Below are 21391 nucleotides of genomic sequence, written 5' to 3' on the forward strand. Positions count from 1 at the left end.
TAAGCGGTCGCTTGCCCACCTGGGAACAGGGGACGCCCGTCGTCTTCACCACGCCGCGGCCGAGCGCCCGGCTGTCAGATCTCCTGACCGCGCACCTTCGGCCGGGCCCGCAGATGCATCCGCTCCCCCTGCGGCCCGAACAGGCTCAGGAACTCGACGGGTCCCTCCCCCGTCGACCCGAACCAGTGCGGCACCCGCGTGTCGAACTCCGCGGCCTCCCCGGGCCCGAGCACCACGTCGTGCTCGCCGAGCACCAGACGCAGCCGCCCGGACATCACGTACAGCCACTCGTAGCCCTCGTGGGTCCGCGGGTCCGGAGCCATCGACCGCTGCGGTTCGAGCACCTTGTAGGCCTGGAGGCCACCGGGCTGGCGGGTCAGCGGCCAGTGCGTGCGGCCGCCCCGCACGATGGGTTCGGCCCGCACCCGGGGGTCGCCGACCGGCGGGGCGCCGACCAGTTCGTCGAGCGGGACCTGGTGCGCCCGCGCGATGGGCAGCAGCAGCTCCAGGCTGGGCTTGCGCAGCCCCGACTCCAGCCGCGACAGCGTGCTCACCGAGATGCCGGTCGCCTCCGACAGTCCGGCCAGCGTCGCCCCGCGGTCCTTGCGGATCCGGCGCAGCCGGGGACCCACCTCGGCCAGCACCTCGTCCGTCCCGGCGTCCCCGGTCACTCCCGGCCGGCTCGCCCCGTTCCCACCAGCGTGCCTCTCCTCACTCATCCCCACATTGCAGAATCGGCAAAGCCATTTGTCAATCCGGTGGACATCGGCGACGTTCGGGGTGGAGGTGGTCACCATGACCGAGACATACGAAGTGGTCGTCGTCGGCGGCGGCACGGCCGGGCTGTCCGCGGCGCTGGTCCTCGGCCGGGCGCGGCGTCGCACCCTCGTCGTCGACGCGGGCGAACCGCGCAACGCGCCCGCCGCGCACCTGCAGGGGTATCTGACCCGGGACGGCATGGCGCCCGCCGCGTTCCTCGCCGAGGGCCGCCGGGAGGTCGAGGGCTACGGGGTGGAGATCGTCCGTGACCACGCGATGGACGTGGTCCGTGACGGCGCCGGGGAGTTCGACGTGACGCTCGGGGCCGGGCGCACCGTCCACGCGCGTCGGCTGATCGTCACCACGGGGCTGGTCGACGAGCTGCCCGCGGTGCCCGGCGTCGCCGAGCGCTTCGGACGCGATGTGCTGCACTGCCCGTACTGCCACGGCTGGGAGGTCCGCGACGAGGCCTTCGGCGTGCTGGCCACGACGCCGATGAGCGTGCACCAGGCGCTGATGGTGACCCAGTGGTCGAAGGACGTCACGCTGTTCCTGCACACCGTCGCCGAGGACGAGCTCGCCGACGAGGATCTGCGCCGCCTGGCCGCCGCCGGGGTCGCCGTGGTGCCCGGCGAGGTCGCGGAGCTGGTGGTGGACGCCGACCGGCTCACCGGCGTCCGTCTCGCCGACGGGTCCGCGCACGCGCGCTCGGTGCTGTTCGTGGCGCCCCGGGCCGTGCCGCAGACAGGCCTGCTCGAACGGCTGGGGGCCGAGCCGGCCCAGACCCCCTTCGGCTCCTATCCGGTGACCGACCCGACCGGGCTGACGAGCGTGCCCGGCGTCTGGGCCGCCGGCAACGCGGCCGGCTTCGCCGAGCAGGTCGTGAACGCGGCGAGCGGCGGCTACCGCGCCGCGGCCACCCTGAACGGCGAACTGCTCTTCACCGACCTCGACGCGGCCGTGGCACGGGGACGGCAGTTGGGGCGCCCGGCCCCACGGACGGCTGCCGGCCGCGGCGCCGGGCGATCACCGGCCCGGACCCGTACGGGTGTGAACCCGGCGTCCGCGTAGCACCATGGCTGCATGCTGCTGAGCCGGCTCGCCCATGTGTCCCAGGAGGTCGCCGCCACCTCGGCGCGGTCCCGGAAGACCGCGCTGCTCGCGGAGCTGTTCCGGGACGCCGAGCCGGACGACGTGCCGATCGTGATCCCGTATCTGGCGGGCCGGCTGCCGCAGGGCCGGCTCGGCATCGGCTGGAAGGTGCTGGGCAACCAGGTCCCGCCCGCCGCCGAGCCCACCCTCACCGTGCGCGAGGTGGACGCCCGCCTCACCGCTCTCGGTCAGGTGTCGGGCACCGGCTCCCAGGCCGAACGGGCCCGGCTGGTCGGCGAGTTGATGGGAGCGGCCACCGAGGAGGAGCAGCGCTTCCTGTTCGGGCTGCTCACCGGGGAGGTGCGCCAGGGCGCCCTGGACGCGCTCGCCGTGGAAGGGCTCGCCCAGGCGACCGGCGCGCCCGCCGGGGACGTACGGCGGGCGGTGATGCTCGCCGGTTCGCTCCGGACGGTGGCGCGGGCCCTGCTCGCCGAGGGTCCGGAGGCGCTGTCCGGGTTCCGGCTCACGGTCGGCCGGCCGGTGCTCCCGATGCTGGCGCACAGCGCCGCGTCGGTGTCCGAGGCGGTCGGCAAGCTCGGCGCCTGCGCGGTGGAAGAGAAGCTCGACGGCATCCGGGTACAGGTGCACCGCGACGGCGAGGAGGTGCGCGTCTACACCCGCACCCTCGACGACATCACCGACCGCCTTCCCGAACTGACCTCCATGGCCAGGGAGTTGCGCGGAGAACGGTTCATCCTGGACGGCGAGGTGATCGCGCTGGACGAGCGGGGCCGGCCGCGCTCCTTCCAGGAGACGGCCGGACGCGTGGGCTCCCGCGTGGACGTGGCGACGGCCGCGAAGGCGGTGCCCGTCTCCCCCGTCTTCTTCGACGCCCTCTCGGTCGACGGCCAGGACCTGCTGGACCTCCCGTTCACGGAGCGGCACACGGAGCTGGCCCGTCTCGTGCCCGAACCGATGCGGGTCCGGCGGACGCTGGCGGCGGGACCGGAGGACGCCGATGAGGCCGAGCGGTTCCTCGCCGACTCGCTGGCGCGTGGCCACGAGGGTGTCGTGGTGAAGGCGCTCGACGCCCCCTACAGCGCGGGCCGGCGCGGTGCCTCCTGGCTGAAGGTCAAGCCCGTGCACACCCTCGACCTGGTGGTCCTCGCGGCCGAGTGGGGGCACGGCCGGCGCACCGGCAAACTCTCCAACCTGCACCTGGGCGCCCGCACCGGCGACGGCTCCTTCGCCATGCTCGGCAAGACGTTCAAGGGCATGACCGACGCGATGCTCACCTGGCAGACCGAACGGCTCCGGGAACTGGCGGTCGAGGACGACGGACACGTGGTGACCGTACGGCCCGAACTGGTCGTGGAGATCGCCTACGACGGGCTGCAGCGGTCCACGCGCTATCCGGCCGGCGTCACCCTCCGGTTCGCGCGGGTGGTCCGCTACCGCGAGGACAAGCGCCCGGCCGAGGCCGACACGGTCGACACCCTGCTCGCGGCCCACCCGGAGGTGACGGCATGAGCGGGCGGAGGATCAGGCGAAGCGCGGGCCTGCTGCTGTTCCGGCGCACCGACCACGGACCGGAGGTCCTCCTCGGCCACATGGGCGGCCCCTTCTTCGCGCGGCGGGACGCCGGGGCGTGGACCGTCCCCAAGGGCGAGTACGAGGCCGACGAGACCGCCTGGGACGCGGCGCGCCGCGAGTTCCGCGAGGAGCTCGGGCTGCCGCCGCCCGACGGCGAGGCCGTCACGCTCGGTGAGGTCACCCAGACGAACGGCAAGGTCGTCACGGCCTGGGCGATCGAGGCGGACCTGGATCCGGCCGCGATCGTCCCCGGCACCTTCACCATGGAGTGGCCGCCGAAATCGGGCCGCCACCAGGAGTTTCCCGAACTGGACCGGGTGGAGTGGATGACCCCGGACCGCGCCCGGACGCTGATCGTGGCCGCCCAGTCGACGTTTCTCGACCGGCTGATGGAGCACTCGGCCTGAGAGCCGGCGTTCGGCCACGTGCGCCGGCTCACCCAGCAGCCCTCCGCGTTGCGCCGGACCCCGCCGCGCGGGAGGGTCGAACAACAGCCCGCTCTCAGGAGGTCGGCCCATGGCCATCGCGACGGTGAACCCGGCGAACGGCGAGACGCTCAAGACGTACGACGCGCTCGGCGCCGAGGAGATCGAGCGCAGGCTCGCCGCCGCCGAGGCCACGTTCCGTACGTATCGCACGACCTCGTTCGCCCAGCGGGCGCGGCTGATGCACCGGGCCGCCGACCTCCTGGAGCAGGACCAGGACGAGATCGGCCGGGTGATGACGGTCGAGATGGGCAAGCCCGTCAAGCAGGCCCGCGCGGAGGCCGCCAAGTGCGCCAAGGCGATGCGCTGGTACGCCGACCGCGCCGAGGGCCTCCTCGCCGACGAGCACCCGGACGCGGCGGACGCGAAGGACTCCGGAGCCTCCCGCGTCCTGGTGCGCTACCGGCCGCTCGGCCCGGTGCTCGCCGTGATGCCGTGGAACTTCCCGCTCTGGCAGGTGGTCCGGTTCGCCGCACCCGCGCTGATGGCCGGCAACGTGGGCCTGCTCAAGCACGCCTCGAACGTGCCGCAGACCGCGCTCTACCTGGAGGACCTGTTCCGCAGGGCGGGCTTCCCCGAGGGCTGCTTCCAGACGCTGCTGATCGGCTCGGGAGCGGTCGAGGGCATCCTGCGCGACCCGCGGGTCAAGGCGGCCACACTCACCGGCAGCGAACCGGCGGGCCGGGCGGTCGCCTCGGTGGCCGGTGACGAGGTGAAGAAGACGGTCCTGGAGCTGGGCGGCAGCGACCCGTACGTCGTGATGCCGTCCGCCGACGTCGAGCGCGCCGCGCGGACCGCGGTGACAGCGCGGGTGCAGAACAACGGACAGTCCTGCATCGCCGCCAAGCGTTTCATCGTGCACACCGATGTGTTCGACACCTTCGCGGAGCACTTCGCCGGGGGGATGCGGGCCCTCAAGGTCGGCGACCCGCTCGACGAGGACACCGAGGTGGGACCGCTCTCGACCGAGCAGGGCCGCACCGACCTGGAGGAACTCGTCGAGGACGCCGTGGAGAACGGCGCGACCGTGCTGTGCGGCGGCGAACGCCCCGACGGGTTCTCGGACGGCTGGTACTACGCTCCGACCGTGCTGACCGACATCACCCCCGAGATGCGCGTCCACCAGGAGGAGACGTTCGGCCCCGTCGCCACGCTCTACCGGGCGGCCGACCTGGAGGAGGCGATCACCCTCGCCAACGACACCCCGTTCGGGCTGAGCTCGAACGTGTGGACCCGTGACGAGGCCGAGGTGGAGCGGTTCGTGCGGGACATCGAGGCGGGCGGCGTCTTCTTCAACGGGATGACGGCCTCGCACCCGGCGTTTCCCTTCGGCGGGGAGAAGCGGTCCGGCTACGGACGTGAGCTCTCTGAGCACGGAATCCGCGAGTTCTGCAACATCACCACCGTATGGCACGGAGCGTGAGCGTTCCGCAGCTACGATCCCCTCTGTGAACCGCGAAGTGACCCTCCCCCTGATCGTCGACGACCGCGGCACGTTGCAGGTGGCGGCCGCCGACGTCAGCAAACTGCTGCGCACCGTGGGCGGCCGGTGGCTGCATCTGGTGGAGGCCGGCCAGGACGGGCTCGACGAGGACACGGTGGCCGCGCTCACCATCGAGCTGGCCAAGCTGGCCGACCGGATCGACGTCGCCTGCATCGCGCACAGCAGCGGGACGACCGGCGACTGAACGCCCGCCCGGACGGCGCGTGACCCGCGCCGGACCGGACCGGACCGGCCCCGGGCACGCCGTCCCACGGACCGCCCGGCCACCGGCCCCCTCGCCACCGCCTAGCGGATCGGCATGCCCGACAGTGTCCGGGCGATCACCAGACGCTGGATCTCGCTCGTGCCCTCGAAGATCGTGTAGATGGCGGCGTCACGGTGCATGCGCTCCACCGGGTACTCGCGGGTGTAGCCGTTGCCCCCGAGGATCTGGATCGCCTGGCCGGTGACCTTCTTCGCCGTCTCGCTGGCGAACAGCTTCGACATCGAGCCCTCGGCGGCCGTGAACCGCTTGCCGTTGATCGCCATCCACGACGCCCGCCACACCAGCAGCCGCGCGGCGTCGATCGACGTGCGCATGTCGGCGAGTTGGAAGGCGACGCCCTGGTTGTCGATGATCGGGCGGCCGAACTGCTCGCGCGTCTTGGCGTAGTCGAGGGCGACCTCGTAGGCGGCCCGGGCGGTGCCGACGGCCATCGCGCCGACCGCGGGACGGCTGGCCTCGAAGGTGGCCATCGCCGCGTTCTTCACGCGCTCGCCGCCCGTCCTGGCCCGCTCCCGCGACCGGGCGAGGCGCTCGTCGAGCTTCTCCTTGCCGCCGAGGAGGCAGGAGCCGGGGATGCGCACGTCCTCCAGGACGACCTCGGCGGTGTGCGAGGCGCGGATGCCGTGCTTCTTGAACTTCTGGCCCTGGGAGAGGCCGGGGGTGCCCGGCGGCACGATGAACGAGGCGTGGCCCTTGGAACCGAGCTCGGGGTCCACGGCCGCGACCACGACGTGGACGTTGGCGATACCGCCATTGGTCGCCCAGGTCTTCGTGCCGTTCAGGACCCACTCGTCCTTGGCCTCGTCGTAGACGGCACGCGTACGCAGCGAGGCGACGTCGGAGCCGGCGTCGGGCTCGGAGGAGCAGAAGGCCGCGACCTTGACATCGTTGGCGTCGCCGTACATCTGGGGGATCCAGGTGCCGATCTGTTCCTCGGTGCCGTTGGCGAGGACGCCCACGGCGGCGAGGCCGGTGCCGACGATGGACAGGGCGATCCCCGCGTCGCCCCAGAAGAGCTCCTCCATGGCCATCGGGATGCCGAGTCCGGTCGGGTCGAAGTACTGCTGGGCGTAGAAGTCCAGGGAGTAGATGCCGACCTTCGCGGCCTCCTGGATGACCGGCCAGGGAGTCTCTTCGCGCTCGTCCCATTCGGCGGCCGCGGGGCGGATGACATCGGCGGCGAAGCCGTGCAGCCAGTCCCGGACCTCCTTCTGTTCGTCGTTGAGCTCCATGGTGAACTCGGCCATGTCCCCTCCAGCGCTGCACTGATATGTTACTTGCGGTAACTGGAGTCTGTTACCGCCCAGTAGAAAAAGTCAACTCCCGGGTCCCGGTCGGCAGCCCGTTCGATCCCCGTGCGCCGAACAGTGTTAGTTTGCGCAGGCGTCACCGAATCACCACGGGTGGGGAGAGCACATGGACACCACACAGCGGACCGACCAGCAGAGGTCCGCCGACCGCCGCCGGCGCGAGCTGCTGGAGGCCGCCGACAGAGTGGTGCTCCGCGACGGCCCCGGGGCCTCCATGAACGCCATCGCCGCCGAGGCCGGCATCACCAAGCCCATCCTCTACCGCCACTTCGGCGACAAGGGCGGCCTGTACGCCGCGCTCGCCAAGCGGCACACCGACGCACTCCTCGGAGCGCTGCGGGCGGCACTGGACGCTCCGGCCGGCCGGCGTGAGCGCGTCGAGGCGACGCTCGACACCTATCTGGCCGCCATCGAGGCCCGCCCCCAGGTGTACCGCTTCCTCATGCATCCGTCGGAGGGCGGTCAGCCGGGCGACCCCGGCTTCGACGTCGGCAAGTACTCCGCGCCGGTCCTGCGCCGCATGGGCGAGGAACTGGCCGAGGTCATCGAGGAGCGGGTGGACCTCGGTCCGGGCAGCCAGCAGCTCGCGCGGGTCTGGGGCCACGGGATCGTCGGCATGATGCACGCGGCCGGCGACTGGTGGCTCGTCGAACGGCCGTGCACACGAGCCGAGTTGGTGCGCAGCCTGGCCGACCTGCTGTGGGGCCGGCTCGCCGCGGCGGGCGACCGCGTCGGCGGCCCCGGCTTCTGACCCCGCCTCACCCGCTCCAGGACGCCCGGCCCACCTGACGCAGGATCCGCTTCCTGCGCCATCCGGTGAGCCGGTCGGCGTACACCAGGCCGTCGAGGTGGTCGCACTCGTGCTGGAGGCAACGGGCGAACCAGCCCGTGCCCTCGACGGTGACGGGCTCCCCGGTGACGGTGACCCCCTCGACGACGGCCCGGTCGAAGCGCTCGGTACCCGCCTCCAGTCCGGGCAGCGAGAGACAGCCCTCGGGCCCGCGCAGGACCACACCGTCCGAGGCGACGAGCCGAGCGTTCACCACATACCCGACATGGCGGACATCGTCGTCGTCGGGACAGTCGTATACGAAGACCCGCAGTCCGACGCCGATCTGGTTCGCGGCGAGGCCGACACCCTCGGCCGCGTACATCGTCGCGAACATGTCCTCGACGAGGGACGCGAGTTGGGGACCGAAGTCGGTGACCTCCGCGCACGCCGTGCGCAGGACGGGGTCGCCGAGCAGAGAGAGGGGCCGGACGCGCCCGCGGGTGCCCGGGATGGAACTCTGTCGCATGGCGGCAAGGGTACGGTCCTGGGAGGCGCGCGCATGTCGCGCGGGCACCCAGGTGGTGCCGCGATTCGGGCACGTGAGTGGATCTCGATAGGCTGAGGCCCACACGGTGCCGGGGGCAGGGGCGCGGCGCGTACGCAAGGAGGATCGAGAAACGATGTCAGGCAACTCGGACCCGCTGACGCCGCGGGCCAAGCTGGCCGTGACGGCGGGCAAGGCGGCGGCGGCCGTCTCGCGAGCCGCCGGACGCGGCAGCGGATCGGTGATCGGCGGCCGGGTGGCTCTCAAGCTCGACCCCGACCTGCTGGCGAGGCTGGCCACCCACCTGGACGTGATCCTGGTGTCGGCGACCAACGGCAAGACCACGACGACCCGGCTGATCGCGGAGGCACTGGGCGCCGCGGGCCCGGTCGTGTCCAACGCGCTGGGCGCCAACATGCCCGCGGGCATCACCTCGGCGCTCGCCGGGGGTTCGGACTCCAAGTTCGCGGTCATCGAGGTCGACGAGAAGTACCTCTCGGGTGTGGCCCGGGACACGGACCCGAAGTGCATCGCGCTGCTGAACCTCTCGCGCGACCAGCTCGACCGCGCCGCCGAGACCCGGATGATGGCCGAGCACTGGCGTGAGGGCCTCGCCGGTTCCAAGGCCGTCGTGGTCGCCAACGCGGACGACCCGCTCGTCGTCTGGGCCGCTTCCTCCTCCCCGAACGTCATGTGGGTGGCGGCCGGTCAGATGTGGAAGGACGACGCCTGGTCCTGCCCGTCCTGCGGCGGTGTGATGCAGCGCCCCGGCGACGACTGGTTCTGCGGGGACTGCGGTTTCCGCCGGCCGACGCCGACCTGGGCCCTGTCCGGGGACCACGTGCTCGACCCGCACGGCTCCGCCTGGCCGATCCACCTCCAGCTGCCGGGTCGCGCCAACAAGGCGAACGCCGCCTCGTCGGCCGCCGTCGCCGCCGTCTTCGGGGTGCCGCCGCAGGTCGCCCTGGAGCGCATGTACAAGGTGCAGGCCGTCGCCGGACGCTACGACGTGGTGCAGTTCATGCAGCGCGACCTGCGTCTGCTGCTCGCCAAGAACCCGGCGGGCTGGCTGGAGACGTTCTCGCTGATCGACCCGCCGCCGACCCCGGTCATCCTGTCGGTGAACGCGCGTGGCGCCGACGGCACGGACACGTCCTGGCTGTGGGACGTCGACTACACCCGCCTGACCGGGCACCCGATCTTCGTCCTCGGCGACCGCAAGCTGGACCTCGCCGTACGCCTCGAAGTCGCCAACCAGCAGTTCCAGGTATGCGAGAACCTCGACCAGGCCGTGCAGATGGCTCCGCCCGGACGCATCGAGGTCATCGCCAACTACACCGCTTTCCAGGACTTGAGGCGTCGTGTCGGCAACTGAGCCACGGAGGACGAAGAGAATGAGTGACAACAGCCTGCGTCTGGTGTGGATCTATCCGGACCTGCTGAGCACCTACGGCGACCAGGGCAACGCCCTCGTCGTGGAGCGCAGGGCCCGCCAGCGCGGCCTCGACGTGGCCCGTCTCGACGTGCGCAGCGACCAGCCGATCCCCACCTCCGGTGACATCTACCTCATCGGCGGCGGCGAGGACCGGCCGCAGCGGCTCGCGGCCGAGCGGCTGCGCCGCGACGGCGGTCTGCACCGCGCGGTGGGCAACGGCGCGATCGTCTTCTCGGTGTGCGCCGGCTACCAGATCCTCGGGCACGAGTTCATCAACGACCTCGGGCAGCGCGAGCCGGGCCTCGGCCTGCTCGACGTGGTGTCCACGCGCGGTGAGGGCGAGCGGTGCGTCGGCGACGTCCTCGGGGACATCGACCCGCGGCTCGGCCTGCCTCCGCTGACCGGCTTCGAGAACCACCAGGGCGTGACCCACCTGGGGCCCACCGCCCGCCCGTTCGCGAACGTGCGGCTCGGCAAGGGCAACGGCACGGGTGACGGCACGGAGGGCGCGTACAACGACACCGTGTTCGGTACGTACATGCACGGGCCCGTCCTCGCGCGCAATCCGCTGATCGCCGACCTGCTGCTCAAGCTGGCGCTCGACGTGAACGCGCTGCCGCCGATCGACGACCGCTGGTACGAGGCGCTGCGCTCCGAGCGCATCGCGGCGGCGACCCAGCCGGCTTAGGCACACCGGCCCGTCGGACGGCGGGCCGGCCGAGAGGAACCGTTCCGGGGAGGAACGGTTCCTCTCGGCGTTTCCCGGGGTGCGGAGCCGGCGCCGCCCCGGGGCCCGTCTGACACCGGTTCCGCACAGGTGAGCGGGCACGTCCAGCTGGCGGACGCACGGTGCGGTTCCGCCCCCTCCCGCCGGTAGGGTGGCGGAGATCCTGCCGGACAACGTGGTCCGGCCCCCGGCCCACGTTGAGAAGGTATTTCGGGCTATGCGCATTGGTGTCCTCACGTCCGGCGGCGACTGCCCCGGCCTGAACGCCGTCATCCGGTCCGTCGTACACCGTGCCGTCGTCGACCACGGCGACGAGGTCATCGGCTTCCGCGACGGCTGGAAGGGACTGCTGGAGTGCGACTACCTCAAGCTCGACCTCGACGCGGTGAGCGGCATCCTGGCTCGCGGCGGCACCATGCTCGGCTCCTCCCGGGTCCAGCCCGCCCATCTGCGTGACGGTGTTGAGCGGGCCCGTGGCCACGTCGAGGAGCTCGGGCTCGACGCGATCATCCCGATCGGCGGCGAGGGCACGCTCAAGGCCGCCCGCCTGCTGTCGGACGCCGGCCTGCCGATCGTCGGCGTGCCCAAGACCATCGACAACGACATCGCGGTCACGGACGTCACCTTCGGCTTCGACACGGCCGTCGGTGTCGCGACCGAGGCCCTCGACCGACTCAAGACCACCGCCGAGTCGCACCAGCGCGTGCTGATCGTGGAGGTCATGGGCCGCCACACCGGCTGGATCGCGCTGCACTCCGGCATGGCGGCGGGCGCGCACGCCATCGTCGTACCGGAGCGGCCCTTCGACATCGAGGAGCTGGCCGCGAAGGTCGGCGAACGGTTCGCGGCCGGCAAGCGCTTCGCCATCGTCGTCGCCGCCGAGGGCGCCAAGCCCCGCGAGGGCTCCATGGCGTACGACGAGGGTGGCAAGGACGTCTACGGCCACGAGCGTTTCGCGGGCATCGCCCGGCAGCTCTCCATCGAGCTGGAGGAGCGGCTCGGCAAGGAGGCCCGGCCGGTCATCCTCGGACACGTCCAGCGCGGCGGCACGCCGACGGCGTACGACCGTGTCCTCGCGACCCGGTTCGGCTGGCACGCCGTGGAGGCCGTGCACCGCGGCGAGTTCGGGAACATGACCGCGCTGCGCGGGACCGACATCGTGATGGTGTCGCTCGCGGAGGCGGTGGAGACCCTCAAGACGGTCCCGGACGAGCGCTACGCCGAGGCGGAGTGCGTGCTCTGAGACGTTCACATCTGGAACTGCCCCCGGTCGCGAGTGCGGCCGGGGGCAGTTCTAGTCTGGTGCGGACAGACAGCGCACAACCCTCCCGCAGTGCCTTAAAAGGGCCCGGGAGGCACCCCCAGAAACAGGAGCCGGTGGATGGATCACAGCGGGCACGGCATGACCATGGATCTGCCGCCGTTCACGCTGGGACGAGGGCTCACGTGGTCCATGGACCCGTTCTTCCTCGTCGCGTGTCTGCTCGGGCTCGGACTGTACGGCTGGGGCGTGGTGCGGCTCGTACGGCGCGGCGACAGCTGGTCGTGGGGGCGGACCGTCTCCTTCGTGATCGGTGTGCTGACCGTCCTGCTCATGATGTGCACCCGCCTGAACGACTACGGCATGGTCATGTTCAGCGTGCACATGGTGCAGCACATGGTCATCAGCATGCTGTCCCCGATCCTCATCCTGCTCGGCGCGCCGATCACGCTGGCCCTGCGGGCGCTGCCGGTGGCGGCGAAGCGGGGCAGCAAGGGGCCGCGTGAACTGCTGCTGATGTTCCTGCACAGCCGGTTCATGCGGATCATCACCCACCCGGCGTTCACCATCCCGCTGTTCATCGCGAGCCTGTACGCGCTCTACTTCTCCCCGATCTTCGACTTCCTGATGGGCTCCAGTGCGGGCCACATCGCGATGATGTGCCACTTCCTGGCCGTCGGGCTGGTGTTCTTCTGGCCGATCATGGGCGTGGACCCCGGCCCGCACCGGCCGGGTTATCTGCTGCGGATGCTGGAGCTGTTCGCGGGCATGCCGTTCCACGCGTTCTTCGGCATCGCGCTGATGATGGCCTCGCAGCCGATGGTCGAGACCTACAAGAACCCGCCCGCCTCCCTCGGCATCGACGCGCTCGCCGACCAGACCGCCGCGGGCGGCATCGCCTGGGCGTTCAGTGAGATCCCCTCCGTTCTCGTCCTGCTCGCCCTGCTCTTCCAGTGGTACGGCTCCGAGCAGCGGCAGGCCAAGCGCCAGGACCGGGCAGCGGACCGCGACGGCGACAAGGAGCTGGAGGCGTACAACGCCTATCTGGCCTCGCTCGACGCACGCAGTCGCTGACCGGCGCCGGGCGCGGGAAGTCGCCCCGCCCCTGGCGAACTGCGTCCCTCCGGGTGAAAATGGCCCCAAAGGCCACGGTCCGCGATGCGGACCCGCCTGGAGGAGGGTGTCGCGATGCCCGGTACGACGAAGACGATGGGGGTGCTCACCGTGGGCGGGCTCGTCATGGTGACGGCCTACACGGTGGCACTGGGCAGCAACGGCTGGCTGTGGTTCGGCTGGGTCGTGCTCGGTCTGATCACGCTGGGGATGGTGGTCTCCCACGCCTGACCCCGGCGCGAGGCGCCCGACCTCCGTGCGAACCGGTCACTGCCGGGGGCGCCGAGCCGCCGAGTGGACGCCCGGCTGGTACTTGGGAAGCCGGGCCGTGATCTTCATTCCCGCGCCCGCGGCGGTCTCGATGACGAGGCCGTGGTCGTCGCCGTAGACCTGGCGCAGCCGCTCGTCGACGTTGGACAGGCCGATCCCGCCGGAGGGGCTGACCTCACCCGACAGGATGCGGCGCAGCCGGTCGGGGTCCATGCCGACCCCGTTGTCCTCGATGACGACGAGGGCCTCGGCTCCCGCGTCCTGGGCCGTGATGCTGATGTGGCTCTTGTCGGTCTTGCCCTCCAGACCGTGTTTGACGGCGTTCTCCACCAGGGGCTGGAGGCAGAGGAAGGGCAGCGCGACCGGCAGCACCTCGGGCGCGATCTGCAGGGTGACGGAGAGCCGCTCACCGAAGCGGGCCCGGACGAGCGCCAGGTAGTGGTCGATGGCGTGGAGTTCGTCGGCGAGGGTGGTGAAGTCGCCGTGCCTGCGGAACGAGTAGCGGGTGAAGTCGGCGAACTCCAGCAGGAGTTCACGGGCGCGCTCAGGGTCGGTGCGGACGAACGAGGCGATCACCGCCAGCGAGTTGAAGATGAAGTGCGGGGATATCTGGGCGCGCAGGGCCTTGATCTCGGCCTCGATCAGCCGGGTCCGGGACTGGTCGAGGTCGGCGAGTTCCAGTTGGACCGAGACCCAGCGGGCGACCTCGCCGGCCGCGCGCACGAGGACGGCGGACTCGCGGGGCGCGCAGGCGACGAGCGCTCCGTGGACCCGTTCCTCGACGGTGAGCGGGGCGACGACGGCCCAGCGCAGCGTGCAGGACGGCTCCTCGCAGTGCAGCCGGAAGGCCTCGCCGCGGCCGGTGTCCAGCGGGCCGCCGAGCCGTTCCATGATCTCGGCGCGGTGGTGGGAACCGACGCCGTCCCAGGCGAGGACCGTCTCCTGATCGGTGAGGCAGAGCGCGTCGGTGCCGAGCAGGGTGCGCAGCCGCCGCGCGGAGCGGCGGGCCGTCTCCTCGGTGAGACCGGCGCGCAGCGGGGGCGCGGCCAGCGAGGCGGTGTGCAGGGTCTGGAAGGTGGCGTGCTCGACGGGCGTGCCGAGGCCGCCGAGAGTCTGCGGCCGCGCGGTGCGCCGGCCGAGCCAGAACCCGGCGGCGAGAAGCGGCAGCGCGGCGACGCAGAGGCCGGCGAGGAACCCGCTCACCGTCCTGCCGCCTCGGTGAGTTCCTCCGGGAGGTGGAAACGGGCGAGGATCGCCGCCGTCCCCGCCGGTACGCGGGTGGCGGTGGCCAGGGACACCAGCACCATGGTGACGAAGCCGAGCGGCACGGACCAGAGGGCCGGCCAGGCGAGCAGGGAGTGCAGCGGGCCGCTGCGCGGATAGCCGGCCATGGTGGCGCCGACGGCGACGAGGGCCGCGCCGCCGCCGACGACCATCCCGGCGGCGGCACCGGGCGGGGTGAGCCGGCGCCACCAGATGCCGAGGACGAGCAGCGGGCAGAACGAGGACGCGGACACGGCGAACGCGAGCCCGACCGCGTCGGCGACGGGCAGCCCGCCGACCAGCACGCTCGCGGCGAGCGGTACGGCCATCGCGAGGACGGTGCCGAGCCGGAAGTGCCGTACGCCGCGGGAGGGCAGCACGTCCTGGGTGAGCACTCCGGCGACCGCCATCGTCAGTCCGGAGGCCGTGGACAGGAACGCGGCGAAGGCTCCGCCCGCGACGAGTGCGCCCAGCAGATTCCCGCCGGCTCCGCCGATCATCCGGTCGGGCAGCAGGAGCACGGCGGCGTCCGCGTCGCCGCTGAGGCTCAGTTCCGGCGTGTACAGCCGGCCGAGTGCTCCGTAGACGGGCGGAAGGAGGTAGAAGGCGCCGATGAGTCCGAGCACGGCGACGGTCGTGCGACGGGCGGCGACGCCGTGCGGGCTGGTGTAGAAGCGGACGACGACGTGGGGCAGGCCCATGGTGCCGAGGAAGGTGGCGAGAATCAGTCCGTAGGTCGCGTAGAGGGGACGTTCTTCGCGCCCGGCCGCCAGGGAGGTCGACATGCCGCTGTTGGTGCCGCGGTCGGCCGCGGGGACCGGGGCGCCTCGGTCGAAGGTCAGCCGGGTGCCGCGCTCGACGTTGTGGGTGCCGGGCGGCAGGCGCAGCCGCGCAGCGTCGTAGCGGCGGCCGTCCACGGTGCCCGTCGCGGTGACGGTGAGCGGCCGGGACAGGTTCAGGTCGAGGGTGTCGTCGATCCGGACGAGGCGCTGCTCGCGGAACGTCGGCGGTTCGTCGAAGGCGTGGCGGGGGGCGCCGTGGGACTGCCAGGCGAGGACGAGGAAGAGCGCCGGGACGAGCAGGGCGGTGAGCTTGAGCCAGTACTGGAAGGCCTGGACGAAGGTGATGCTGCGCATGCCGCCCGCGGCGACGGTGGCGACGACGACGACGGAGACGAGGACGCCGCCGAACCAGTCGGGCGCGTCCGTCATGACGGCCAGCGTCAGCCCCGCGCCCTGGAGTTGGGGCAGCAGGTACAGCCAGCCGACGCCGACGACGAAGGCACCGGCGAGCCGTCGGACCGCCTGCGAACCGAGGCGCGCCTCCGCGAAGTCGGGCAGCGTGTAGGCGCCGGAGCGGCGCAGCGGCGCCGCGACGAACAGGAGCAGCACGAGATAGCCGGCGGTGTAGCCGACCGGGTACCAAAGCATGTCGGGTCCCTGGACGAGGACCAGGCCGGCGATGCCGAGGAAAGAGGCGGCGGAGAGGTACTCGCCGCTGATCGCGGCGGCGTTGAGGCGGGGGCCGACGGTGCGTGAGGCGACGTAGAAGTCGGAGGTGGTCCGGGAGATGCGCAGGCCGAACGCACCGACCAGGACGGTCGCGACGACGACGAGGGCGACCGCGGGAACGGCGTAGTTCTGGTTCACGGGTCAGCGGTCCTCGACGAGCCGCACGAAGTCGCGCTCGTTGCGTTCGGCCCGGCGGACGTACCAGCGGGCGAGCAGCACCAGTGGCGGGTAGACGCAGAAGCCGAGGACGGCCCATTCCAGTCCGGCGCGGTCCGGCATCGCGGCGAAGAACAGCGGCAGCGGGGCGACGAGCAGGACCAGGACGGCGAACACGGCGAGCGCGACGCGCAGTTGGCTGCGCATGAGGGAGCGGACGTAGGTGTGGCCGAGGGTGGTCTGTTCGTCGATCTCGGTCCGTGGCCGGTAGTGGCCGGGCGCATGGGGGTACCGTCCGCGCGAGCGGAGGCGAGCGTGTGGGAGTCGGGGTGCTCCGGTGACGACCACACGGCGTTCGGCGGGGTCCTGCGGCACGCCGTCCTCCTCAGCTCGTGGTCCGGCGCAGCAGCAGGTCGCGCAGTTGCCGCGCGTGGCGGCGGCTGACCTGGAGTTCGACGGAGTCGACGAGGACGCTGACGGTGCCCGCGTCCAGACGGAGTTCGGCTATGTGGCGCAGGGCGACGAGGTGGCGGCGGTGGATGCGGACGAAGCCGCGGGGGCGCCAGCGCTCCTCGAGGGTGGACAGCGGGATGCGCACCAGGTGGCTGCCCTGCGCGGTGTGCAGCCGGGCGTAGTCGCCGTGAGCCTCGACGTGGGTGATGTCCTCGACGGCCACGAAGCGGGTGACGCCGCCGAGTTCGACGGACATGTGGTCGGGGTCGGGCTCGTGGACGGGGATCCGTGGTGCGGTGTCCCGGAGTTGGGCCGCCCGGCGGATCGCCTCGGCGAGCCGTTCGCGCCGTACGGGCTTGAGGACGTAGTCGACGGCCTTGAGGTCGAAGGCCTGGACGGCGAAGCCCTCGTGGGCGGTCACGAACACGACGAGCGGCGGCTGCGCGAACCCGCCGAGCAGCCGGGCCAGGTCGAGCCCGTCGAGGCCGGGCATGTGGATGTCGAGGAAGACGACGTCGATCGCCTCCGGTCCGCCCGGGCCTGACTCCAGGGCGCGGTTGATGCGGCGCAGCGCCTCGGTCGCGTCGCCTGCTCCCTCGGCGCTGCCGATCCGGGGATCGGCGTTCAGGAGATACAGGAGTTCCTCCAGGGAGGGTTGTTCGTCGTCGACGGCGAGGGCGCGCAGCATGAGAGTGGAGTGTAAGAGCGATTCGTGCGGCTGGACATGTGCGGGACATGGCCGTCGTGCCCGGCGGGGTGGCGGCCACCGCTGGATACAGTGCCGCCATGAACAGCAAGCCCGCGATGTTCGACGAACTCGACCGCAAGATCATCACCGCTCTGATGGCCAACGCCCGGACGAGCTTCGCGGAGATCGGCGCGGCGATCGGACTGTCCGCCACGGCCGTCAAGCGCCGGGTCGACCGGCTGCGCGAGACAGGCGTGATCACCGGGTTCACCGCCACGGTGAAGCCGGTCGCGCTCGGCTGGCGCACGGAGGCGTACGTCGAGGTGTACTGCGAGGGCGCGGCCCCGCCGCGGCGGCTCGCGGAGGTGGTGCGCAACCATCCGGAGATCACCGCGGCGATGACGGTGACCGGCGGCGCCGACGCGCTGCTGCACGTTCGGGCCGTGGACGTGGAGCACTTCGAGGAGGTGCTGGAGCGCATCCGGGTGGAACCGTTCATCCGGAAGACGATCAGCTACATGGTGCTGTCCCATCTGCTGCCCGAGGCTCCGGAGGCGGGAGCGACCCACGCGGCCCCGGACGACGCACGAAACGTGCGCTGATCGAGTCGATCACGCAACGATGGTGCGTGTACACGCAGCTCTCGTCGCTTGTCGCCCGTATCCCCCGTTTCCTACCGTAGAGGTATCCACCCAGCCGACACCGCAGGAAGCGGAGGGACCCCTCTGTGCCCGACAGCCGTGTGCCGCGCCCCCGGCGCTTTCTCGTCTGCGAACCCAGACACTTCGCCGTGCAGTACGCGATCAATCCCTGGATGCATCCCGACACCCCCGTGGATGTGGATCTCGCGCGCGACCAGTGGAAGGCGCTGATCGGCGCCTACCGCGCGCACGGCCACTCCGTCGACTCCGTCGAGCCGGTCGCCGGCCTGCCCGACATGGTCTTCGCCGCGAACTCCGCGCTCGTCATCGCGGGCCGGGTCTTCGGCTCGTACTTCCACGCGCCGGAGCGGCGCCCCGAGTCCACCGCGTACGACACCTGGTTCAAGACGGCCGGTTTCGACGTCTACCGTCCCGAGGCGGTCTGCGAGGGCGAGGGCGACCTCGTCCCGACACGCCACTACGTCCTGGCGGGCACCGGCTTCCGCACGACGCCCGAGGCGCATCGCGAGGTCCAGGAGTTCTTCGGCGTCCCGGTGATCACGCTGCGTCTGACGGACCCGCGGTTCTACCACCTCGACACCGCCCTGTTCGTCCTGGACGACGAGAACATCGCCTACTACCCGGAGGCCTTCTCGCCGGGCAGCCGCGAGGTGCTCGCCCGGCTGTTCCCGGACGCGGTGGTCGCGACCCGCGAGGACGCCTTCGCCTTCGGCCTCAACTCCGTGTCCGACGGCCGTCACGTCTTCATCGCGCCGCGCGCCGAGGCCCTGGCCGGTCAGCTCGACCGGCACGGTTACGTTCCCGTCCCCGTCGACCTCTCGGAGTTCCAGAAGGCCGGCGGCGGCATCAAGTGCTGCACTCAGGAGATCCGTTCTTGACATCCTCCTCGTCCTAAAAGGTGGGGATTCCCGTCTGACTGCCGGTGGTGGCCGGCTTGGCCTTCGGGTGGGTTCCCCGTTCGTCGGGCCGTGCCTGGTGTGGGATCTCCACGCCAGGGCCGACCGGCCCTCCAGGGGCGTTTAGCCTCTCCGCCTGCCCGGCGGCGAGGATCACTCGCGACGCATTGAGGTCCCGATCATGTTCAGTACCGCACGATCCGCACCGCCAGGTGCGCACGTGCAACGGCTTTCTCCCGTCCACGACCCAGCACACATGGCAGGTCTGGGAGGAGGGAAGCCACCGCGACACGATCCCCACATGCCGTCCATACCGTGCGGCCTTCTCCTCCAGCACGCGGCGGAAAGCACCCCATGCGGCGTCGTGGACGGACTTGGCCATGCGGGTACGTGCGAGACCGGAGACCGCCAGGTCCTCGAGGTAGACCGCTTGGTTGTCGCGGACCAGCCTCGAAGCCGTCTGGTGGCACCAGTCCCGGCGCGCGTCGGCCACCCGGGCATGAGCCCGCGCGACCCTGACACGGGCCTTGGCCCGGTTCTTCGACCCCTTCGCCTTCCGGCTGAGGATGCGCTGCGCCTTGCGCAGCCTGCGCTCCGCCCGGCGCAGGAAGCGAGGGTTGTCGATCGTCGTGCCGTCGGACAGGACCGCGTAGGTGGTCAACCCCGGATCGATGCCGACCTCGGAATCGCAGGACGGCATGGTGACGGGCTCGACCTCGACCACGAACGAGGCGAAATAGCGGCCGGACGGGTCCTTGACCACGGTCACCGACGACGGGGCGGACGGCAACGGCCTGGACCAGCGGACCCGGACGTCTCCGATCTTCGCGAGGTTCAGCCGGCCATTGCCCCGCAGCCGGAACCCGTTCCTGGAGAAGCGCACCGCATGCCGGTTCTCCTTCTTCGACTTGAACCGGGTCAACCCCACACGGCGCCCGCGCCGCTTGCCCGCCACCGACGCGAAAAAGTTGCCGTACGCGGTGTCGAGATCGCGCAGGGAGGACTGCAACGCGTCAACGGACACCTCCGCCAGCCACGCCCGCTCCGGCGTCTTCTTCGCCTCGGTGATCACCTGCTTCGCCAAGGCACCTGTGGCGATACGGGACTTGTCCGCCCTGTAGGCGGCCTTCCGGGCGGCGAGCGCATCGTTGTAGACCACCCGGGCACAGCCGAACGTACGGGCCAGCGCGACACACTGACCCGGCGTCGGCTCAATCCGGAAGGAATACCGCAGATACATACCAGCAAGCTAGCGGCCACCACTGACAACGTCGTTCCACCCGGGGGCGAACCGGCTCTCCCCGCCCCAGCTCCGCAGGAGCTTCGTTACCTCCCCGGGCTGACGCCCGGGGCTTCCACCAAGGAGATGCGATGACCGCTCCCGCCCGTCCGCGTACCGCCGCCGTCGACGCGACGCGCGGCTCCGCCGAACTGATCCGAGCCGAGGCGCCCGTCCTGGCGCACAACTATCACCCGTTGCCCGTGGTCGTCGCGCACGCTGAGGGCACCTGGGTGGAGGACGTCGAGGGCCGCCGCTACCTCGACCTGCTGGCCGGGTACTCCGCCCTCAACTTCGGCCACCGCAACCCGGTACTGATCGAGGCGGCGCACCGCCAGCTCGACCGGCTCACCCTCACCTCGCGGGCGTTCCACAACGACCGGCTGGCCGGATTCGCCGAGTCCCTGGCCGAGTTGACCGGCCTGGACATGGTCCTGCCGATGAACACCGGTGCGGAGGCGGTGGAGAGCGCCATCAAGGTGGCGCGCAAGTGGGCGTACGACGTGAAGGGCGTCGCGCCCGGCCGGGCGACGATCGTGGTGGCCGCCGACAACTTCCACGGCCGGACGACCACCATCGTCAGCTTCTCGACGGACGAGACGGCACGGGCCGGCTTCGGTCCCTTCACACCCGGCTTCCGGGTCGTGCCGTACAACGACCTGGCCGCGCTGGAGGCGGCGATCGACGAGACCACGGCCGCGGTACTGCTGGAACCCATCCAGGGCGAGGCGGGCGTGGTCATCCCGGACGACGGCTATCTCGCCGGTGTCCGGGAGCTGACCCGCCGCACCGGCTGTCTGTTCGTCGCGGACGAGATCCAGTCGGGCCTCGGCCGCACGGGCACCACTCTTGCGGTGGACCACGAGTCGGTCGTCCCGGACCTGCTGCTGCTCGGGAAGGCTCTGGGCGGCGGCATCGTGCCCGTCTCCGCGGTCGTCGGGCGCCGGGACGTGATGGAGGTGCTCCGTCCGGGCGAGCACGGCTCCACGTTCGGTGGCAATCCGCTCGCCGCCGCGGTCGGTTCCGCGGTCGTCGGCCTGCTGAGGACCGGGGCCTACCAGCGCCGGGCGGCCGCGCTGGGCGTCCTCCTGCGGGACGGCCTGACGACGCTGGTGGGCCAGGGTGTCGTGGGCTTCCGCTCGCGCGGTCTGTGGGCCGGCGTCGACATCGACCCGTCCATCGGCACGGGCCGTGAGATCAGCCAGGCACTGATGGGCGAGGGGATCCTCGTCAAGGACACACACGGCTCCACCATCCGTCTGGCACCACCTCTCACCATCACGGAGGAAGAACTCGGGACGGCTCTCGGGGCTCTGGAGAAGGTTCTGACGCAGGGGGTCTGATACCGGCCAA

22 protein-coding genes are annotated in these 21391 nt (G+C 71.5%); 14 read left to right on the top strand and 8 right to left on the bottom strand.

Annotated features, from left to right (window positions below):
- Positions 1–74 precede the first annotated feature (74 nt).
- On the bottom strand, positions 75–719 hold the full coding sequence (locus ACIRQH_RS17695; RefSeq protein ID WP_388933856.1) for a helix-turn-helix domain-containing protein: 645 nt from the start codon (positions 717–719) through the stop codon (positions 75–77).
- A 76-nt stretch (positions 720–795) separates the two neighbouring features.
- On the opposite strand from ACIRQH_RS17695, the gene ACIRQH_RS17700 reads away from it, so the two are divergent.
- The 5 genes from ACIRQH_RS17700 to ACIRQH_RS17720 all read left to right on the top strand — a co-directional run bounded on the left by ACIRQH_RS17700 (position 796) and on the right by ACIRQH_RS17720 (position 5617).
- Entirely contained in the window at positions 796–1830 is a 1035-nt protein-coding gene (locus tag ACIRQH_RS17700; protein ID WP_388933859.1) for an NAD(P)/FAD-dependent oxidoreductase, read from the top strand.
- A 12-nt stretch (positions 1831–1842) separates the two neighbouring features.
- Positions 1843–3381: an ATP-dependent DNA ligase gene (locus tag ACIRQH_RS17705; RefSeq protein ID WP_404226507.1), complete on the top strand. Its 1539-nt coding sequence runs from the start codon at positions 1843–1845 to the stop codon at positions 3379–3381.
- Entirely contained in the window at positions 3378–3851 is a 474-nt protein-coding gene (locus tag ACIRQH_RS17710) for an NUDIX domain-containing protein (RefSeq protein ID WP_358816781.1), read from the top strand. The genes ACIRQH_RS17705 and ACIRQH_RS17710 overlap by 4 nt, the downstream gene beginning before the upstream one ends.
- 109 nt (positions 3852–3960) lie before the next feature.
- Positions 3961–5352, top strand: a complete 1392-nt coding sequence (locus ACIRQH_RS17715; protein WP_404226509.1) for an NADP-dependent succinic semialdehyde dehydrogenase — start codon at positions 3961–3963, stop codon at positions 5350–5352.
- Between the two features lie 25 nt (positions 5353–5377).
- Positions 5378–5617 (top strand): DUF6213 family protein, encoded by a 240-nt coding sequence (locus tag ACIRQH_RS17720; protein WP_356434885.1) that lies wholly within the window; start codon positions 5378–5380, stop codon positions 5615–5617.
- A gap of 101 nt (positions 5618–5718) precedes the next feature.
- Here the strand turns inward: ACIRQH_RS17720 and ACIRQH_RS17725 are convergent, their stop codons facing one another.
- On the bottom strand, positions 5719–6945 hold the full coding sequence (locus ACIRQH_RS17725) for an acyl-CoA dehydrogenase family protein (RefSeq protein WP_358816783.1): 1227 nt from the start codon (positions 6943–6945) through the stop codon (positions 5719–5721).
- A 169-nt stretch (positions 6946–7114) separates the two neighbouring features.
- On the opposite strand from ACIRQH_RS17725, the gene ACIRQH_RS17730 reads away from it, so the two are divergent.
- On the top strand, positions 7115–7759 hold the full coding sequence (locus tag ACIRQH_RS17730) for a TetR family transcriptional regulator (protein ID WP_358816784.1): 645 nt from the start codon (positions 7115–7117) through the stop codon (positions 7757–7759).
- A 7-nt stretch (positions 7760–7766) separates the two neighbouring features.
- On the opposite strand, the gene def is transcribed toward ACIRQH_RS17730, so the two are convergent.
- Positions 7767–8306, bottom strand: coding sequence for a peptide deformylase (gene def / locus ACIRQH_RS17735; RefSeq protein ID WP_358816785.1), 540 nt, complete (start codon positions 8304–8306; stop codon positions 7767–7769).
- Positions 8307–8460: 154 nt separating this feature from the next.
- Here def and ACIRQH_RS17740 point away from each other — a divergent pair, with 154 nt between their 5' ends.
- From ACIRQH_RS17740 to ACIRQH_RS17760, 5 genes are all read left to right on the top strand, one after another.
- Positions 8461–9699 carry a MurT ligase domain-containing protein gene (locus ACIRQH_RS17740; RefSeq protein WP_355867004.1) on the top strand — a complete coding sequence of 413 codons (1239 nt, stop codon included), beginning with the start codon at positions 8461–8463 and terminating at the stop codon, positions 9697–9699.
- A 19-nt stretch (positions 9700–9718) separates the two neighbouring features.
- The gene (locus tag ACIRQH_RS17745; RefSeq protein WP_355867007.1) at positions 9719–10447 is read left to right on the top strand and encodes a glutamine amidotransferase; all 729 of its coding nucleotides are present in this window, start codon (positions 9719–9721) and stop codon (positions 10445–10447) included.
- Between the two features lie 256 nt (positions 10448–10703).
- Positions 10704–11729, top strand: a complete 1026-nt coding sequence (locus tag ACIRQH_RS17750; protein ID WP_355867010.1) for a 6-phosphofructokinase — start codon at positions 10704–10706, stop codon at positions 11727–11729.
- Positions 11730–11867: 138 nt separating this feature from the next.
- Positions 11868–12821: a cytochrome c oxidase assembly protein gene (locus ACIRQH_RS17755; RefSeq protein ID WP_404226511.1), complete on the top strand. Its 954-nt coding sequence runs from the start codon at positions 11868–11870 to the stop codon at positions 12819–12821.
- A gap of 114 nt (positions 12822–12935) precedes the next feature.
- The gene (locus tag ACIRQH_RS17760) at positions 12936–13091 is read left to right on the top strand and encodes a hypothetical protein (RefSeq protein ID WP_107482888.1); all 156 of its coding nucleotides are present in this window, start codon (positions 12936–12938) and stop codon (positions 13089–13091) included.
- A gap of 36 nt (positions 13092–13127) precedes the next feature.
- On the opposite strand, the gene ACIRQH_RS17765 is transcribed toward ACIRQH_RS17760, so the two are convergent.
- From ACIRQH_RS17765 to ACIRQH_RS17780, 4 genes are read right to left on the bottom strand one after another with little or no spacing between them, the layout of a single operon-like run.
- Entirely contained in the window at positions 13128–14333 is a 1206-nt protein-coding gene (locus tag ACIRQH_RS17765) for a histidine kinase (protein WP_355867019.1), read from the bottom strand.
- Positions 14330–16042: a cation acetate symporter gene (locus tag ACIRQH_RS17770; RefSeq protein WP_404226512.1), complete on the bottom strand. Its 1713-nt coding sequence runs from the start codon at positions 16040–16042 to the stop codon at positions 14330–14332. Before ACIRQH_RS17770 ends, ACIRQH_RS17765 begins: the two co-directional genes overlap by 4 nt.
- A 3-nt stretch (positions 16043–16045) precedes the next feature.
- Positions 16046–16435, bottom strand: a complete 390-nt coding sequence (locus tag ACIRQH_RS17775; RefSeq protein ID WP_358816789.1) for a hypothetical protein — start codon at positions 16433–16435, stop codon at positions 16046–16048.
- A 10-nt stretch (positions 16436–16445) separates the two neighbouring features.
- Positions 16446–17201, bottom strand: a complete 756-nt coding sequence (locus tag ACIRQH_RS17780) for a LytR/AlgR family response regulator transcription factor (protein WP_388882277.1) — start codon at positions 17199–17201, stop codon at positions 16446–16448.
- A 98-nt stretch (positions 17202–17299) separates the two neighbouring features.
- Between ACIRQH_RS17780 and ACIRQH_RS17785 the strand changes: the two genes are divergently transcribed.
- A complete protein-coding gene (locus tag ACIRQH_RS17785; protein WP_358816791.1) occupies positions 17300–17803 on the top strand; it encodes an Lrp/AsnC family transcriptional regulator in 504 nt (167 codons plus the stop codon).
- 125 nt (positions 17804–17928) lie between these two features.
- Positions 17929–18741 (top strand): dimethylargininase, encoded by an 813-nt coding sequence (gene ddaH / locus ACIRQH_RS17790; protein ID WP_355867034.1) that lies wholly within the window; start codon positions 17929–17931, stop codon positions 18739–18741.
- A 13-nt stretch (positions 18742–18754) separates the two neighbouring features.
- Here ddaH and ACIRQH_RS17795 read toward each other — a convergent pair whose 3' ends face one another.
- Positions 18755–19999: an RNA-guided endonuclease InsQ/TnpB family protein gene (locus ACIRQH_RS17795; protein WP_404226514.1), complete on the bottom strand. Its 1245-nt coding sequence runs from the start codon at positions 19997–19999 to the stop codon at positions 18755–18757.
- 131 nt (positions 20000–20130) lie between these two features.
- On the opposite strand from ACIRQH_RS17795, the gene rocD reads away from it, so the two are divergent.
- Positions 20131–21381 carry an ornithine--oxo-acid transaminase gene (gene rocD, locus ACIRQH_RS17800; RefSeq protein WP_404226516.1) on the top strand — a complete coding sequence of 417 codons (1251 nt, stop codon included), beginning with the start codon at positions 20131–20133 and terminating at the stop codon, positions 21379–21381.
- Positions 21382–21391: the final 10 nt, after the last annotated feature.

The sequence above is a fragment of the Streptomyces sp. NPDC102279 genome (assembly GCF_044766365.1).
In the GTDB taxonomy this organism is placed as follows: Bacteria; Actinomycetota; Actinomycetes; order Streptomycetales; family Streptomycetaceae; genus Streptomyces.